The 15,031-nt window shown below is 63.7% G+C and carries 12 protein-coding genes; 6 read left to right on the plus strand and 6 right to left on the minus strand.

Going from position 1 to position 15,031, the window contains the following annotated elements; genetic code table 11:
- Nucleotides 1–1,012: 1,012 nt before the first annotated feature.
- The 6 genes from ACR9YP_RS17850 to ACR9YP_RS17875 all read right to left on the minus strand — a co-directional run bounded on the left by ACR9YP_RS17850 (nucleotide 1,013) and on the right by ACR9YP_RS17875 (nucleotide 8,101).
- Complete coding sequence (locus ACR9YP_RS17850; RefSeq protein WP_164940500.1) at nucleotides 1,013–1,159, minus strand: hypothetical protein; 147 nt, start codon at nucleotides 1,157–1,159, stop codon at nucleotides 1,013–1,015.
- A gap of 167 nt (nucleotides 1,160–1,326) precedes the next feature.
- Entirely contained in the window at nucleotides 1,327–1,578 is a 252-nt protein-coding gene (locus ACR9YP_RS17855; protein WP_474220600.1) for a DNA ligase-like domain-containing protein, read from the minus strand.
- A gap of 75 nt (nucleotides 1,579–1,653) precedes the next feature.
- Nucleotides 1,654–1,803: an ATP-dependent DNA ligase gene (locus ACR9YP_RS17860; protein ID WP_474220601.1), complete on the minus strand. Its 150-nt coding sequence runs from the start codon at nucleotides 1,801–1,803 to the stop codon at nucleotides 1,654–1,656.
- Between the two features lie 2,063 nt (nucleotides 1,804–3,866).
- A complete protein-coding gene (locus ACR9YP_RS17865) occupies nucleotides 3,867–4,295 on the minus strand; it encodes a GlcG/HbpS family heme-binding protein (protein ID WP_474220602.1) in 429 nt (142 codons plus the stop codon).
- On the minus strand, nucleotides 4,288–7,257 hold the full coding sequence (locus ACR9YP_RS17870; protein ID WP_474220603.1) for an FAD-binding and (Fe-S)-binding domain-containing protein: 2,970 nt from the start codon (nucleotides 7,255–7,257) through the stop codon (nucleotides 4,288–4,290). Before ACR9YP_RS17870 ends, ACR9YP_RS17865 begins: the two co-directional genes overlap by 8 nt.
- Nucleotides 7,258–7,363: 106 nt before the next feature.
- The gene (locus tag ACR9YP_RS17875) at nucleotides 7,364–8,101 is read right to left on the minus strand and encodes a GntR family transcriptional regulator (protein WP_474220604.1); all 738 of its coding nucleotides are present in this window, start codon (nucleotides 8,099–8,101) and stop codon (nucleotides 7,364–7,366) included.
- Between the two features lie 133 nt (nucleotides 8,102–8,234).
- Here ACR9YP_RS17875 and ACR9YP_RS17880 point away from each other — a divergent pair, with 133 nt between their 5' ends.
- The 6 genes from ACR9YP_RS17880 to ACR9YP_RS17905 all read left to right on the plus strand — a co-directional run bounded on the left by ACR9YP_RS17880 (nucleotide 8,235) and on the right by ACR9YP_RS17905 (nucleotide 14,995).
- Complete coding sequence (locus ACR9YP_RS17880; protein ID WP_474220605.1) at nucleotides 8,235–9,437, plus strand: pyridoxal-phosphate-dependent aminotransferase family protein; 1,203 nt, start codon at nucleotides 8,235–8,237, stop codon at nucleotides 9,435–9,437.
- Nucleotides 9,438–9,580: 143 nt separating this feature from the next.
- Nucleotides 9,581–10,780 (plus strand): pyridoxal-phosphate-dependent aminotransferase family protein, encoded by a 1,200-nt coding sequence (locus ACR9YP_RS17885; protein ID WP_474220606.1) that lies wholly within the window; start codon nucleotides 9,581–9,583, stop codon nucleotides 10,778–10,780.
- A 28-nt stretch (nucleotides 10,781–10,808) separates the two neighbouring features.
- Nucleotides 10,809–11,603 carry an enoyl-CoA hydratase/isomerase family protein gene (locus ACR9YP_RS17890; RefSeq protein ID WP_128945008.1) on the plus strand — a complete coding sequence of 265 codons (795 nt, stop codon included), beginning with the start codon at nucleotides 10,809–10,811 and terminating at the stop codon, nucleotides 11,601–11,603.
- A gap of 135 nt (nucleotides 11,604–11,738) precedes the next feature.
- Nucleotides 11,739–12,734 (plus strand): Bug family tripartite tricarboxylate transporter substrate binding protein, encoded by a 996-nt coding sequence (locus tag ACR9YP_RS17895; protein ID WP_438106845.1) that lies wholly within the window; start codon nucleotides 11,739–11,741, stop codon nucleotides 12,732–12,734.
- A gap of 180 nt (nucleotides 12,735–12,914) precedes the next feature.
- Complete coding sequence (locus tag ACR9YP_RS17900; protein WP_474220607.1) at nucleotides 12,915–13,457, plus strand: tripartite tricarboxylate transporter TctB family protein; 543 nt, start codon at nucleotides 12,915–12,917, stop codon at nucleotides 13,455–13,457.
- An 11-nt stretch (nucleotides 13,458–13,468) separates the two neighbouring features.
- The gene (locus tag ACR9YP_RS17905) at nucleotides 13,469–14,995 is read left to right on the plus strand and encodes a tripartite tricarboxylate transporter permease (RefSeq protein WP_474220608.1); all 1,527 of its coding nucleotides are present in this window, start codon (nucleotides 13,469–13,471) and stop codon (nucleotides 14,993–14,995) included.
- Nucleotides 14,996–15,031 lie beyond the last annotated feature (36 nt).

Genomic DNA, 15,031 nt, shown 5'->3' on the forward strand with positions numbered 1-15,031 from the left:
TGCGGCTCTCTCAGGCGACCAGTTTAATTGTCTCGATCAGTGGGAGGATCGCGAATGCAAAAAAATGATTACGGTCGTCGCAATGACCGCCGCCCTCGGGCTAGTTGGTTGCGGAAGAGAGCCTGGACCAAAGGGCGATCCGGGACCGCAAGGCCCGGCGGGCCCGCAAGGCGCTCAACGAATTCAGGGCGTACCCGGTCCACAGGGACCTGCCGGCGCGCAAGGGCCGCAGGGACCAAAAGACGATAAGGGGGACAAGGGTGATCCGGTGCTCGTCAACATCCGCGCCGTGCAAGCGGATGGCGCAGTCAATTGCGATAATAACGAAGCACTGGTATCCGTATTCTGTCCTAGTGGAGGAGCCGCAGACGGCGCGAAATGTGGGTCCTCGCCGACAGTCGGTCTCTGCATGAAGAAGTGAAGACAAATGGCCCGCCGGTTCACGCTGGCGGGCCCTAAGCTCTCGCTGGTCTTGCAGGTCAGGCGCCAAGAAGGCATGGTTGGAGGTGAGCCAAAATTGGTTTCTAGCCCTTCATTTCGGGCTGATGGCGGTAGCCTGCTTTCTGGCTGCCATATTGGCTGACAGCGTCACCCGCAGAATCGGGGGCGTCGATCTCGCTCCGCCGGTTCAGGCCGGCCGGCCACGCTGCTACAGCCTTTTAGCGACCGGCAACCGAGGTCGTAATCTACAGTCCAAACTCCCGCCGGCTCACAAGGTCGGCGGGGTTTTTCTTTGCCAAGCGAATCACGTAGCCTCCGCGTTTTCATAAGAGGCCCTCTGATGTCAATTTCAGATCGTGGGCGCCAGCGTCGGACGGCAGTTCATTGAGGGGCAGCCCGATCGCTTTACTTGGCGTTTCAGCTATGAGCGCGACGGCGGCGGACTTTTCCACTATGAGGTCGACGGCCGAAGAGCACAATCCTCGATGGACACCGTTGAAATCGCCCGGCGCGGACTCGGCGCAGACTAGGCTGTGACGATACCAGCCGCGGGGCTTTGGTCCCACGCTCACTACTTGCGGCCAGTAAGCAATGAAACAATGATAGGCTTGTCCTCAGGGCTTTCTTGGTAGACCAGGACGCTGATAACGAACCAAGCCGCCACGATGCCCAGCGTGATCGCGAGTGGCCGGAGCCAGGAACCGTGTTGGTAATCCATGGCGAGTGCTTCTCTCGCCACGCAACGCCCACCGCTCCGAAAAGTTCTTCAGCCGAGCGCATCCATCACGCGATACATTGCCGGATACGTGCGGTTCTTCACCTTGATCCAGTGTTTCTGGCGGCCACCACGATATGGCCGATCGCGGTGCTTGGACACTAGACCCTCTAGGCCCATGCGGCACGCCGCCCGAATTGGTCAGGGCCGATCTCGCCGCGCTCGAAGGGCGCCACTGTGACCCCGTCCGGCCGGCGAGCCACCAACCGCTCGAGGTTCGCCTTGCGCATGTGGATGGGCAGGGACCGCAGGTCGTCGCCACCAATGGCGAGGGTATTGAACGGGTAGAGTTGCACCTCATGGTCGTGCTTGCGGCAGTGCAGCGCGTTGAAATCGGAGACGCCGTCGACGCCCAGGATCACCGCTTCGTCGTCGATGACGAATTGCTTCTGCCAGTTCTTCAGCGCCGTCTCGGCAATCCAGGGATAGCGCTTGGTCTAGTCGGTGCCATTGCGGGATAGCAGGCGCACGCGTTTGTCCTTCCGAATGACCAGCATCCGGTAGCCGTCGTGCTTTACTTCGTGGATCCAGTCCGGCCCGTCCGGGACCTGCTTGCAGGCGGTCGCCAGGTACAGCTCGTACGCCATCTGCATGGAGGGAAGATAGGCACTGGCCGCGATTTACGAATCCTACCCATGCAGCCTCTTCCTATCCGGAAGAGTACTGCCAATGTTCGGAAACGAACAGAACGGCCCTTCGAGCTGTGAGTAAGCTCGCAATCGCTTGAACTTCCCCAAGGTCCAAGCACCCCAAATGGCCCCGGCCACACCCACCCCTAGAAGCCCACTGGCCGGGGCCGTCTTTTGCCCACTATCGATATCCCATGGCGGGACGGGCAGGCCGTCCCAATTGAAGTCCGGCCGGACCTCAGCGCCGCGCCTTCCGCAGGCTCGACACACAAAACGCGGTTCGATGCCCTCATCCGTCCAGCGATCAGCGCTCAGAGCGATATGGTGGCTACAACGGTAGTCGGCGCACACTAGATCAGGAGACTGCGCACGCCTGTCGCGCCCATCTCGCCAGCGTGATCCTTACCGGGCGTCCATCAGGGCAGGACGCCGTTTGTCGTCGGGCAGGGCAAGCCATGCCGCGCCATCAAAGCGGCCTCCGCGTGCTCGCAAATTATCAATCCCTTCGGGATCGCGAGTGCGAGAGGCCCTGTACGTCGCGGGCATGGAAAAGCCGATCGCACAGGAGGCGCAACCGGCAACTGGGTCGCTGCGCTTAGATACGCTCGTCAATCAGATCGATCTGGCTTAGGATGCGAGCCGAGGTTCGTCGCGGCGTACCGGCCTGAGCCGGTGCTGGCGCGGCTGGCCGACGGGACGGCCGAGCTCGCTCTTTGTTTCAACCTTCCGATCCCGCCGCAAGATTCGAGCGGCAATCTTGAATATGGCACCGCGTTGCAAGCCGTCGCGCGAAAGATGAGGCTACCAGAACCGTATGTCGCGGGGCTAACCCGCTGAGGGGGCGACCGCGGCCCGCCGGTTACGGTGGCGGGCCAGCTTCTTCAGAGCCCAAGTCCCTTGTACCGCGTTGACGCCGGCATTCTCGAACGGACTCAAATTTGGTGCCGGCTGACGAAGGGGACATGGAGGGCTCCAGTTCTGCGGTCGGCCTCACGGACCGCTTTGTCAGCATCTTCGCCAGCCTGCTTGGCCCGAATTGCGGCGCCCATGATCTTGATCGCCCCAGATTTCTTCTCGCGACTTTGGTGCCCACGGCACATAGGCTCCGCGGGCGAGCCGGAGGCAAGCCGCTACAACGTGCGGCGCCAAGCTTGGTAATACCCCTGCCGCCGCGTCTGAACGATTGGCGACCTAATCCACGACATAAGCCACTCTTGACGCATACGCATGATCACTCTAACCGCCCGTGACCACGTCGAAGGAGCATGAAGTGGCAAAGAAGACGAAGAGCAAGCGCAAAGAGTATACGAAGGACGACGTCAAGCTACTCAAGGAACATTCCAAAGCTCGCACTCCAGTGGCCAAGCTTTCTAAGCTGATGAAACGATCCGAGGGCTCATTGAGGCAAAAGGCGCGTAGCCTTGGAGTTGGCTTGGGCCATCAGCGCTAACCTGCACACAAAGAGATGGCCCGCCAAGTATGATCCGGCGGGCCCGATTTTGCTACCGATCCGATCGGCTTTCATCAAAGCCACTCAGAGACCGTATCAACCAGCCGTGTGCTGGTGTCTTGCCCGATTGGCGCGCGAAGGACCATCATGGGGGCTGATGTCACCATATGCTTTGATCGGGTTATCGCGATAATAGTCAGCGATGAACTCTTTGATGCGCGTCGGCGCGCCTTGGTAATTGCGAAGGGATGCAGTTCAACGAACCGGCGAGACCATCATGACTTTCCACGAGCGTCGCGACTCGAGGTGGCCCGAAAGCATCCGAAATAGTGGGTTTCGCGATGTAGCGGAGCTTGGGAATCGAACGGACGACAGATCCGCCAAGTTGCCGCCTATGTGGTTCGTGTCGACGATAGTTTGGCGGCCGCGCCAGGGGGGCAAAGCCTGTTCGGCAGCTCTCCTTCGCCGGAGCCACTCAATCAGCTGCTGCTGGTGCTTATCGTTTACACTAGGACAGTGAACAGCATCCGCACTGACCTACTGACTTCCTTAGCCATTCGGCGGACGAATCTTAGCCCACATTCGCCTTCAACCCTGCGGCCTGGATGCCCGCGACCGCGCAGGCCTCGTCATTGTCGGAGGTGTCACCGGAGACGCCGACGGCGCCGAGCAGCGTCGTGCCGTCCATGATCAGCACGCCGCCGGGTACCGGCACCAGTGCGCCCTTGGCCATGGTGTTCACGGCATCGATGAAAAAGGCCTGCTCCTGCGCGCGCTGGAAGAGAGCGCGCGAGCCCATGCCCATCGCAAGTGCGCCATAGGCCTTGCCGTGCGCGATCTCGGCGCGCATCAGGCTGGTGCCGTCCTGCGCGGCGGCGAGCTTGAGCACGCCGCGCGTGTCCAGAATGGTGACGACCAGCGGCTTCAGCTTGAGCTCGCCGGCCTTCGCGAAGGCGGCGTCGAGGATCTTGCGAGCATTGTCGAGCGTGAGGTCAGCCATGGCTGGTTTCCTTTGCAGCTGGAGAATTGGTTTCGGCGCGATCGAGACTCATCGCCAGCACGCGCGCGACGTGAAGGGCCTCGCGTTCGGTGCCGTCGTGGATCTGGTGCCGGCAGGAGGTGCCATCGGCAACGACCAGTGTCGTCTGGTCCGCGCGCCGCACGGCGGGCAGCAGCGACAGCTCGGCCATCTCGATTGAGGCATCGTAGGTGTCGGCGCCATAGCCGAAGGCGCCGGCCATGCCGCAGCAGCTCGATTCGATGGTCTCGACCTTGAGGCCAGGGACGAGGCGCAGCACCTGCTCGACCGGCTTGAACGCGCCGAAGGATTTTTGATGGCAATGGCCGTGCACAATGGCTTTGTCGGCGACGGTAGCGAGCGGCAATTGCAGCCGGCCGGCCTCGGCCTCGCGCACCAGAAATTCCTCGAAGGTCAGCGCGTGGGCACCGACCGCCTTGGCATCGTTGTCCTTGCGCAGCGAGGCGAGCTCGTCGCGCAGCGTCAAGAGGCAGCTCGGCTCGAGACCTATGATCGGCACGCCGCGCGCGGCGAAGGGCGCGAAGGTAGCCACGAGACGATCGAGCTCGGCCTTGGCTTCGTCGACGAGGCCGGCTGACAGGAACGTGCGACCGCAGCAGAGCGGGCGGCGGCCGCTCTCAGGCTTCAGCAGATGGACGCGATAGCCACCGGCTGCGAGCACGCGCAGCGCTGCGTCGAGATTTTCGCGCTCATAGATGCGGTTGAAAGTGTCAGCGAAGAGAACGACCTCGCGGCCACTCTCCGGTCCCACGCTGTCAGCCGGCGCCACGAAGACATCGTTGCGGAAGGCGGGCAGGGCACGGCGCGCGCTGATGCCGGCAAAGCGCTCGAACAGCTTTCGCAATAGCGGGCTGCGGTTGCGCAAATTCGCCAGCGGCGCGAAGCGCGAGGCAAGACCTGCGTAGCGCGGGAGGTAGCCGACCAGGCGGTCGCGCAACGTGAGGCCATGGGACTCTGCGCGCGCAGCCAGCACTTCGATCTTCATCTTGGCCATGTCGACGCCGGTCGGGCACTCGTGGCGGCATGCCTTGCAGGAGACGCAGAGCTTCAGCGTCTCCATCATCTCGTCGGAGGCGAGCGCGTCAGGGCCGAGCTGGCCAGAGATCGCGAGCCGCAGCGTGTTGGCACGGCCTCGCGTGACATCCTTCTCATTGCGCGTCGCGCGGTAGGACGGGCACATCACGCCGCCTTCGAGCTTGCGGCAGGCGCCGTTGTTGTTGCACATCTCGACTGCGCCCTGGAAGCCGCCGCCGGCGCCGGGATAAGCAGACCAGTCGAGCCTGGTCTTCAGCCCGGTGACGCGATAGCCGGGCCGGTAACGGAACAGCGAGCGGTCGTCCATCCTGGGCGCATCGACGATCTTGCCGGGATTGAGAACGCCGTCGGGATCGAAGCGCTGCTTCACTTGCTTGAAGTCGGCGACGAGGCGTTCACCGAACATGGTTTCGTGGAATTCGGAGCGCACCAGGCCATCGCCATGCTCGCCGGAATGCGAGCCCTTGTACTCGCGCACCAGCGCAAACGCCTCTTCGGCGATGGCGCGCATCGCCTTCACGTCCTTCTCCAGCTTGAGGTTCAGCACGGGCCGCACGTGCAGGCAGCCTTCGGATGCATGCGCATACATGGTGCCGCTGGTGCCGTGCTTGGCAAACACCTCGTTGAGCCGCGCGGTGTAGTCGGCGAGGTGCGGCAGCGGCACGGCGCAGTCCTCGACGAAGGAGACAGGCTTGCCCTCCTGTTTCATCGACATCATGACGTTGAGGCCGGCGGCGCGGAAATCGGCGATGCCGCTCTGAAGCGCCGGCTCAGTGATCTCGACCACGCCGCCCCATTTGCGCTTGTCGTTGTTCCAGCCGAAGCCGAGATCGCCCATCAGCTGGCCGAGCTGCTTGAGCCGCGCCAGATTGTCGGCCTGGTCTTCCTCGGCGAACTCGACCACCAGCACGGCGTCTGGATCGCCCTTGATCGAGGTCGAGATGATCGGGCGAAACATCGCGATATCGCGGCCGAGCGCGATCATGGTGCGGTCGACCAGCTCGACGGCAATCGGCTTGAGCTTGACCAGATGCTGGGCCGCGTCCATCGCCTCATAGAAGCTGCCGAAATGGCAGACGCCGAGCGCCTTGTTGCGGATCACTGGCCACAGCTTCAGCTCGACCTTGGTGGTGAAGGCGAGCGTGCCTTCCGAGCCGACCAGGAGATACGCCATGTTGTTCGGCGCATTGCGCGGCACCAGCGCATCGAGATTGTAGCCGCCGACGCGGCGCTGCACTTTTGGAAAGCGCGCGGCGATCTCGTCGGCCTCGCGCGTGCCGAGATCGAGCATGTCGCGGAAGAGGGCGCGGGTGCTGTCGCCGGCCTCAACATCGGAGAGATCGCAGGAGACCTCGCCGAAGCGGCTCAGCGTGCCGTCGGCGAGCGATGCCTCCATCGACAGCGTGTTGTCCCGCATGGTGCCGTAGCGCAAGCTACGGCCGCCGCAGGAATTGTTGCCGGCCATGCCGCCGATGGTGGCGCGCGAGGCCGTGGAGACGTCGACCGGAAACCACAGGCCGTGCTTCCTGAGCTGGCGGTTGAGGTCGTCCAGCACGATGCCGGGCTCGACCACGCACGTCCGGCCCTCGACGTCGAGCGACAGGATCCGGTTCAGGTGTTTTGAGAGATCGACCACGAGCCCGTCATTGACGGTCTGGCCGCATTGCGAGGTGCCGCCGCCGCGCGGGGTGACCTTCAGCCCCTCGTCGCGGGCGATGGCGAGCGACAGCAAGGCCTCGTTCATGCTCTTGGGCACGACCACGCCGGCCGGCACGATCTGATAGAACGAGGCGTCGGTGGCGTAGCGACCGCGGCTAAAACCGTCGAACAGGACGTCGCCGGTTATTTCCGCGCGCAACCGCCGTTCGAGCGAAGAGGCGTTTGTCATCCCTGATCCCGGACCGATCCAGCGAGGTGGTCCAGCCTTGCTGAGTTATTCACTATGTTTCGCGTTCGATTATATTATGAATTCAAAATGAGCAAGCCGGCCGCCCTCAGGACGAGGCTGCTGCGTCCTCTTGGGGCTCGCTGAGGTGCTCGATCGCGGCCGTCCGCTTGTTGCGCAGGTGCTGGAACAGGATGTCGCTGAGCTCGCTTGCGGCGCGGCGGCGCAGCGCATCGAGGATGGCCTCGTGCTCGCGCATCGCCTCCGCCCAGCGCTGCCGCTTGCGGGCGAAATTGGCGGAGTAGCGGACGCGGCGGATCCGGCCGGCGAAGTTGGCGTAAGCCGTCTTCAGCGTCTCGTTGCGCGCGGCCGCGACGATGCTTTCATGGATGCGCTGGTTGGCCTGGAAATAGCCGTGCATGTCGCGATGCAGGTAGCGACCGTACATCTCGTAATGCAACTGCTCGATCGCGGTGATTTCCGCGTCGGTAATGGCCTCGCAGGCGAGGCGCCCGGCGAGGCTCTCCAGTCCCGCCATCACGTCGAACAGCTCCTCGAGGTCGCGCTGGCTGAGCTGGCGCACCCGCGCGCCGCGGTTCGGTAGAAGTTCGATCAATCCCTCGGCAGCGAGCACCTTCAAAGCTTCGCGCAGGGGCGTTCGCGAGATTCCGAGCATCGCGCAGAGCTGCCGCTCGGGAACGCGTCCGCCTTCCGGAATGTTGCCCTCGACCACGTAGTCGCGCAGCCGCAGCAGGATCTCGCCATGAAGCGAGGCCTCCTGGCGGTCGCCGCCATTTGCGGCGGGCGGGGCAATCGGAACCCCGGTGTCGGGAATCGTGGATTTCATTTGCAGCACAGTAATTTGCTCATTCGGTCGCGTCGACGGCCACAATCGAATACCAAATTTCGATTGAAAGGACAAAAAATGAATGCAAAATAGCGACAAGGCCGGCCAGAATCCCACCGAGAGGGAGGTTTTCATGCATCAGGGACGCCATTTCCTCCAGATTCCGGGCCCGAGCCCGGTCCCCGAGCGTATCCTGCGCGCCATGGACATGCCGGTTATCGACCACCGCAGTCCGGAATTCGCCGAGCTCGGCCGAACCGTGCTGGAAGGCAGCCAGAAGATTTTCCAGACCAAAGCTCCCGTCGTGATCTTCCCCTCGTCGGGGACCGGCGCCTGGGAGGCCGCGATCGTCAACACGCTGTCGCCGGGCGACAAGGTGCTGATGGTCGAGACCGGCCATTTCGCCACGCTGTGGCGGCAGATGGCCGGGCGCTTCGGCATCGAGGTCGATTTCGTTCCGGGCGACTGGCGCCGCGGCGCCGATCCCGCCGTGATCGAGCCCAGGCTCACCGATGACACCGCGCGCGCGATCAAGGCTGTCATGGTCGTGCACAACGAGACCTCGACCGGTGCGACCAGCCGCATCGCCGACATCCGCGCCGCGATCGATCGTGCCTCGCATCCGGCCCTCTTGATGGTCGACACCATCTCCTCGCTCGGCTCGGTCGATTACCGCCACGACGAATGGAAGGTCGACGTCAGCGTCAGCTGCTCGCAGAAGGGGTTCATGCTGCCGCCCGGACTCGGCTTCAACGCAATCTCGGACAAGGCCCGCGCCGCATCGAAGACCAACAGGATGCCGCGGTCCTATTTCGACTGGGAGGAGATGCTCAAGCCCAACGCAAAAGGCTTCTTCCCCTACACGCCCGCGACCAATCTGCTCTACGGCCTGCGCGAGGCGATCGCGATGCTGCTGGAAGAGGGCCTCGACAACGTCTTTGCCAGGCACCAACGGCTCGCGGCCGCGACGCGTGCTGCCGTCAACCATTGGGGCCTCGAGGTCCTCTGCCAGGAGCCGGCCGAGTTCTCGCCGGTGCTCACAGCGGTGCTGATGCCGCCGGGGTATGACGCCGACGAGTTCCGGAAAGTGGTGCTCGACAATTACAACATGTCGCTCGGCTCGGGCCTGTCGAAGGTCGCCGGAAGGGTCTTCCGCATCGGCCATCTCGGCGAATGCAACGCGCTGACGCTGCTCGGCGCGCTGACCGGCGTCGAGATGGGCCTGTCGGTCGCCGGCGTGCCGCATCGCGCCGGCGGCGTCGATGTCGCGATGAAGCTGTTGGAGCAGCGTCTGCCGGGCAATGCATCGCCGCATCTGAAGGTCGTCGGCACGTAAGGGTGGGCGCGATGGAGGGGGACGGCAGCCGAGGGCAGGCCGGCCGGTTATGCACGGACGGGCCCTCTTGGAGGAGGGGACAAGCCGGTCAAATGGTGCTATTCGGCGCCCACCAAACCAAGGCTAGACCGGGAAGGACGCCGATGACCGTGCATACTGGAAGGCATTTCTTACAGATTCCAGGACCGACCAATGTGCCCGACCGGGTGCTGCGGGCGATGGACATGCCGGCGCTGGACCATCGCGGTCCGGAGTTCGCCGAGCTCGGTTTTGCCGTCCTCGCCTCGATGCAGCGGATGTTCCGCACCAAGCAGCCCGTGATCATCTTCCCCTCGTCCGGCACCGGCGCCTGGGAAGCGGCGATGGTCAACGTGTTCGCACCCGGCGACAAGGTTTTGATGTGCGAGACCGGCCAGTTCGCCGTGCTCTGGCGCGGCATCGCCGACAAGTTCAAGCTCGACGTCGACTTCATCCCGAGCGACTGGCGCCATGGCGCCGACCTCGCCGAGATCGAGAAGCGCCTTGCCGCCGACGAGCAGCACGCGATCAAGGCGGTCTGCGTCGTCCACAACGAGACCTCGACCGGCTGCGTGACGCCGCCGCTGGAGGTGCGCAAGATCCTCGACCGCACAAAACATCCGGCGCTGCTGATGGTCGACACCATCTCCGGCCTCGGCTCGATGGAATACGAGCACGATGCCTGGGGCATCGACGTCTCGGTCGCAGGCTCCCAGAAGGGCCTGATGCTGCCGCCGGGGCTCGGCTTCAACGCCGTCTCGGAGAAGGCGCTCGCGGTGGCGAAGGCCAACCCCGGCATGCGCTCCTACTGGGACTGGCAGGAGGTCATCAGCTTCAACAAGCTCGGCACCTTCCCTTATACGCCGGCGACCAACCTGCTCTACGGCCTGCGCGAAGCGGTCAAGATGCTGGAAGAGGAGGGGCTGGAGAACGTCTGGTCCCGCCACAAGCGCCACAGCGCGGCGACACGTGCCGCGGTCAAGGTCTGGGGCCTAGAGACGCAGTGCGCCGACCCGGCCGCGCATTCGCCGGCGCTGACCGGCGTGCGCGTGCCTGATGGTCACGACGCCGACTCCTTCCGCAAGGTGGTGCTGGAAAGCTTCGACATGTCGCTCGGCACCGGCCTGAACAAGGTCAAGGGCAAGGTGTTCCGCATCGGTCATATCGGCCATTTCAACGATCTGATGCTGATGGGCACGCTCGCCGGCGTCGAGATGGGCCTCGATCTTGCAAAGATCCCGCACCGGAGCGGCGGCGTGTTGGCGGCCATGGACGTCCTGAAGGGGCGCGAAATGATGCCGATGGCGAAGGCCCAGGTGGCTTGAACTAACTCCAAGAAGAAGTGAGCGCGCGATGAACGCACCGACTGCCAACGAAGACCTGCTCTACTCCGTCCAGGACGGCATCGCGCGGATCACCTTCAACCGCCCGCAGGCGCGCAACGCAATGACCTTCGCCATGTATGACCGCATGGCGGAGATCTGCCAGGAGATCAACGCCGATCGCTCGATCAAGGCGCTGATCCTGACCGGCGCCGGCGACAAGGCATTCGCCTCCGGCACCGACATCTCGCAGTTCCGCGCCTTCAAGTCCGCGCAGGACGCGCTCGATTACGAGGCCCGCATCGACCGCGTGCTCGGCACGCTCGAGCAGTGCCGCGTGCCCGTGATCGCGGCCATCGCCGGCGCCTGCACCGGCGGCGGCGCCGGCATCGCGGCCTGCTGCGACCTCCGCATCGGCACCGAGACGACGCGGATGGGCTTTCCGATCGCGCGCACACTCGGCAACTGCCTGTCGATGTCGAACATCAGCCGCGTCGTCGCGCTGGTGGGTCCCGCCCGCACCAAGGATTTGATCTTCAGGGCGCGCCTGGTCGAGGCGCCGGAAGCCCTCGCGCTCGGCCTGCTCAACGAGGTCGTGCCCGACGTCGAGACGTTGCAGCGCCGTGCCGACGAGACCGCAAAGCTCGTCGCCAGCCACGCGCCGCTGACGCTGGAAGCGACCAAGGAAGCGGTGCGCCGTATCCGCCGCACGCTGTCGCGCGAAGAGGGCGAGGACCTGATCCTGAAGGCCTATATGAGCGAGGATTTCCGCGAGGGCATGGACGCCTTCCTCAACAAGCGCACGCCGAACTGGAAGGGCAGGTAAAGTCTCATGAGCTTTCGGCTTCGTCAGTCGAAAGTCATATGCGCCGAATTGCCCGTCTGCTTGAACTCGTCAGTATTAGTCCGCACAATGCAGGGATAGAATTTTCCGCACTACAACTCAAAAAAACATCAGGGGATGAAACTCGTGCGAATTCCAGTAAAAGCCGTCGGCGCTGCGACGGCGCTGTTGTTGAGCACGCCGGCCTTCGCCGGCTGGGAACCGGCAAAGCCCGTCGAGATCGTGGTGGCGGCGGGCGCGGGTGGCGCCTCCGACCAGATGGCGCGGATGATGCAGGCCGCGATCCAGAAGAACAATCTGATGAAGCAGCCGATGGTCGTCTCGCTCAAGGGCGGCGCTTCGGGCGCGGAAGCGCTGATGTACATGAAATCCAGCGAGGGCGATCCGAACAAGGTGCTGATCGCCTATTCGCTGATCTACATGCTGCCGCTGTCGGCGAAGATCCCGTTCAACTGGCGCGAGCTGACCCCGGTCTCGGTGATCGCACTCGACCAGTTCGTGCTGTGGGACAACAGCGCAGGTCCCAAGACAGTGAAGGAGTTCGTCGCGGCCGCGAAGGCGGCGAGCTCGCCCTTCAAGATGGGTGGCACCGGCTCCAAACGAGAGGATCACGTGCTGACCGTTTTCCTGGAGCAGAAGACCGGCGCGAAATTCTCCTATCTGCCGTACAAGTCCGGCGGCGAGGCCGCGACCCAGCTGGTCGGCAACCACACTGAAGCCAACGTCAACAACCCATCCGAAAATCTCGAAGTCTGGCGCGCGGGCCAGGTCCGTCCGCTCTGCGTGTTCGACAAGGAGCGCATCGCCTACACCAGCAAGGTGACGGAGACGCAGTCCTGGGCCGACATCCCGACCTGCAAGGAGGAGGGCGTCGACGTCCAGTACCTGATGCTCCGCGCGATGTTCCTGCCCGGCAAGGTCACGCCGGAGCAGCAGGCGTTCTATGTCGATCTCTTCCACAAGGTGACGCAGACCGCCGAGTACAAGGACTACATGGAGAAGCAGGCATTGAAGCCGATCTTCCTCACCGGCAAGGACATGGTGCAGTTCCTCGAGGAGGACGACGCCATCAACAAGTCGCTGATGACGGAAGCCGGATTCGTCGCGAAGTAGCTGCTCGTCACCTCGCCCCGCTTGCGGGGAGAGGTCGGATTACATCGAAGATGCGATCCGGGTGAGGGGGACTCTCCGCGAGTCCAACTCTCACCGGCCTCGCGGAGACTCCCCTTACCCCGACCCTCTCCCCGCAAGCGGGGAGAGGGGGAATTGAACGCACTCCGTCCCTGACAACTAATGTCCCAAACCGATCTTGAAATCGTCGTCGACGATCCGACCGCGCCCGAGGAGGACTCTCCCTCCGTCGTGTCCTCCGGCACGATCGAGATCGTCGTCTGCCTCCTGCTGCTGGCCCTTGCCGTCACGCTCGGCTACGACAATTGGCGCACCGGTGCGTCCTGGGATGCGACGGGGCCAGAGCCCGGCTATTTCCCGTTCTACCTCTGCGTCATTCTCGGCGGCGGCAGCCTCTACGGCCTGATCGTGGCGCTCCTCGCGCACCGCGCGGCGCGCGAGACCTTCGTGACACGGGCGCAAGCGCGCCGCGTGATGGCGGTGTTCGTGCCGACGCTGTTGTTCTGCCTGGTGACCCAGTTCCTCGGCCTCTATGTCGCGAGTTTCCTCCTGATCTCTGGTTTCATGCGCCTCGTCGGCAGGATCGCGCTGTGGAAGTCGCTGCTCACCGCTTTCGTGTTCACAGCGATCATGTTCGTCACCTTCGATATCGCCTTCGACGTCATCATGCCGAAAGGGCCGCTCGAAGCGGCCCTCGGGCGCTAGGACGGATCGCGATGGAAGCGTTTGGTCTCCTGATTCACGGCTTCGCGGTCCTGCTGACGTGGAAGACGCTCGTGCTGATGATGGTCGGGCTGGTGCTCGGCATCTTCGTCGGCGTGCTGCCGGGGCTCGGCGGCCCCAACGGCGTTGCGATCCTGTTGCCGCTCACCTTCACGATGGATCCGACCTCGGCGATCGTGATGCTGTCCTGCATCTATTGGGGCGCGCTGTTCGGCGGCGCAATCACCTCGATCCTGTTCAACATTCCCGGCGAAGCCTGGTCGGTCGCGACCACGTTCGACGGTTATCCGATGGCGCAGCAAGGCAGGGCGGCGGAGGCGCTGACGGCGGCGTTCACCTCCTCCTTCATCGGCTCGCTGGTCGCGGTGATGCTGATCACCTTCCTTGCGCCGATGATCTCGTCCTTTGCCCTGAAGTTCGGCCCGCCCGAGTTCTTCGCGGTGTATCTATTGACCTTCTGCTCCTTCGTCGGCCTCGGCCGCGAGGCCAAGCACAAGACCGTCATCTCGATGTCGCTGGGTCTCCTGCTCGCCGGCGTCGGCATGGACACGGTGTCAGGCCAGTTGCGCATGACCTTCGGCTCGGCCGAGCTTTTGCGCGGCATCAACTTCCTGGTCGCGGTGATCGGCCTGTTCGGCATCAGCGAGATCCTGCTGACGATGGAGGAGCGACTTGCGCTGCGCGGACATGCGGCGAGCATCTCGCTGCGCGTCGTGCTCAGCGTCTGGAAGGACCTGCCGAAATATTGGGTGACGCTGCTGCGCTCGTCCTTCATCGGTTGCTGGCTCGGCATCACCCCGGGCGGCGCGATCGCGGCGTCCTTCATGGGCTACAATCTGGCCAAGCGCTTCGCCAAGGAGCCCGAGAGCTTCGGCAAGGGCCGCATCGAGGGCGTGTTCGCACCCGAGACGGCAGCGCATGCCTCCGGCACCTCGGCGCTGTTGCCGATGCTGGCGCTCGGCATTCCCGGCTCGGGCACCGCGGCGATCCTGCTGGGCGGCCTGATGGTATGGGGGCTCAATCCGGGGCCGCTGCTGTTCGTCGAGCACAAGGATTTCGTCTGGGGCCTGATTGCCTCGATGTATCTCGGCAACGTCGTCGGTCTCGCGCTGGTGCTGACGACGGTGCCGATCTTCGCCTCGATCCTGCGCGTGCCGTTTGCGGCAGTGGCGCCGATGATCGTGGTGTCCTGCGCGATCGGTGCCTATGCGATCCAGAACGCGATGTTCGACATCTGGCTGATGCTCGGCTTCGGAATCGTCGGCTACGTCTTCAAGAAGATCGGCATTCCCCTGGCGCCGTTCACGCTCGCGCTCGTGCTCGGCAACCGCGCCGAGGATGCCTTCCGCCTGTCCATGATCGGCTCCGGCGGGACCCTGAAGGTGTTCTGGTCGAACGGGCTGGTCGGCTCGATCACGACACTGGCGATCGTGCTGCTGTTTTGGCCCTTGATCGATGGTTTGCTCGGCCGTGTCGGTTGGAGGCAGCGGGCAAAACCGCGCGATGAAAAAGTTAACTAGATCAGTATCTTAATTTTATTGTGTCGCCATAGTCCT

Source organism: Bradyrhizobium sp. BR14999, from assembly GCF_056106085.1.

Excerpts from the sequence above, each read along its gene's own strand:
- ACR9YP_RS17850 (WP_164940500.1), bottom strand. The coding sequence starts at position 1,159 with ATGGATTACCAACACGGTTCCTGGCTCCGGCCACTCGCGATCACGCTG.
- ACR9YP_RS17860 (WP_474220601.1), bottom strand. The coding sequence starts at position 1,803 with ATGGCGTACGAGCTGTACCTGGCGACCGCCTGCAAGCAGGTCCCGGAC.
- ACR9YP_RS17865 (WP_474220602.1), bottom strand. The coding sequence starts at position 4,295 with ATGGCTGACCTCACGCTCGACAATGCTCGCAAGATCCTCGACGCCGCC.
- ACR9YP_RS17870 (WP_474220603.1), bottom strand. The coding sequence starts at position 7,257 with ATGACAAACGCCTCTTCGCTCGAACGGCGGTTGCGCGCGGAAATAACC.
- ACR9YP_RS17875 (WP_474220604.1), bottom strand. The coding sequence starts at position 8,101 with ATGAAATCCACGATTCCCGACACCGGGGTTCCGATTGCCCCGCCCGCC.
- ACR9YP_RS17880 (WP_474220605.1), top strand. The coding sequence starts at position 8,235 with ATGCATCAGGGACGCCATTTCCTCCAGATTCCGGGCCCGAGCCCGGTC.
- ACR9YP_RS17885 (WP_474220606.1), top strand. The coding sequence starts at position 9,581 with ATGACCGTGCATACTGGAAGGCATTTCTTACAGATTCCAGGACCGACC.
- ACR9YP_RS17890 (WP_128945008.1), top strand. The coding sequence starts at position 10,809 with ATGAACGCACCGACTGCCAACGAAGACCTGCTCTACTCCGTCCAGGAC.
- ACR9YP_RS17895 (WP_438106845.1), top strand. The coding sequence starts at position 11,739 with ATGAAACTCGTGCGAATTCCAGTAAAAGCCGTCGGCGCTGCGACGGCG.
- ACR9YP_RS17900 (WP_474220607.1), top strand. The coding sequence starts at position 12,915 with ATGTCCCAAACCGATCTTGAAATCGTCGTCGACGATCCGACCGCGCCC.
- ACR9YP_RS17905 (WP_474220608.1), top strand. The coding sequence starts at position 13,469 with ATGGAAGCGTTTGGTCTCCTGATTCACGGCTTCGCGGTCCTGCTGACG.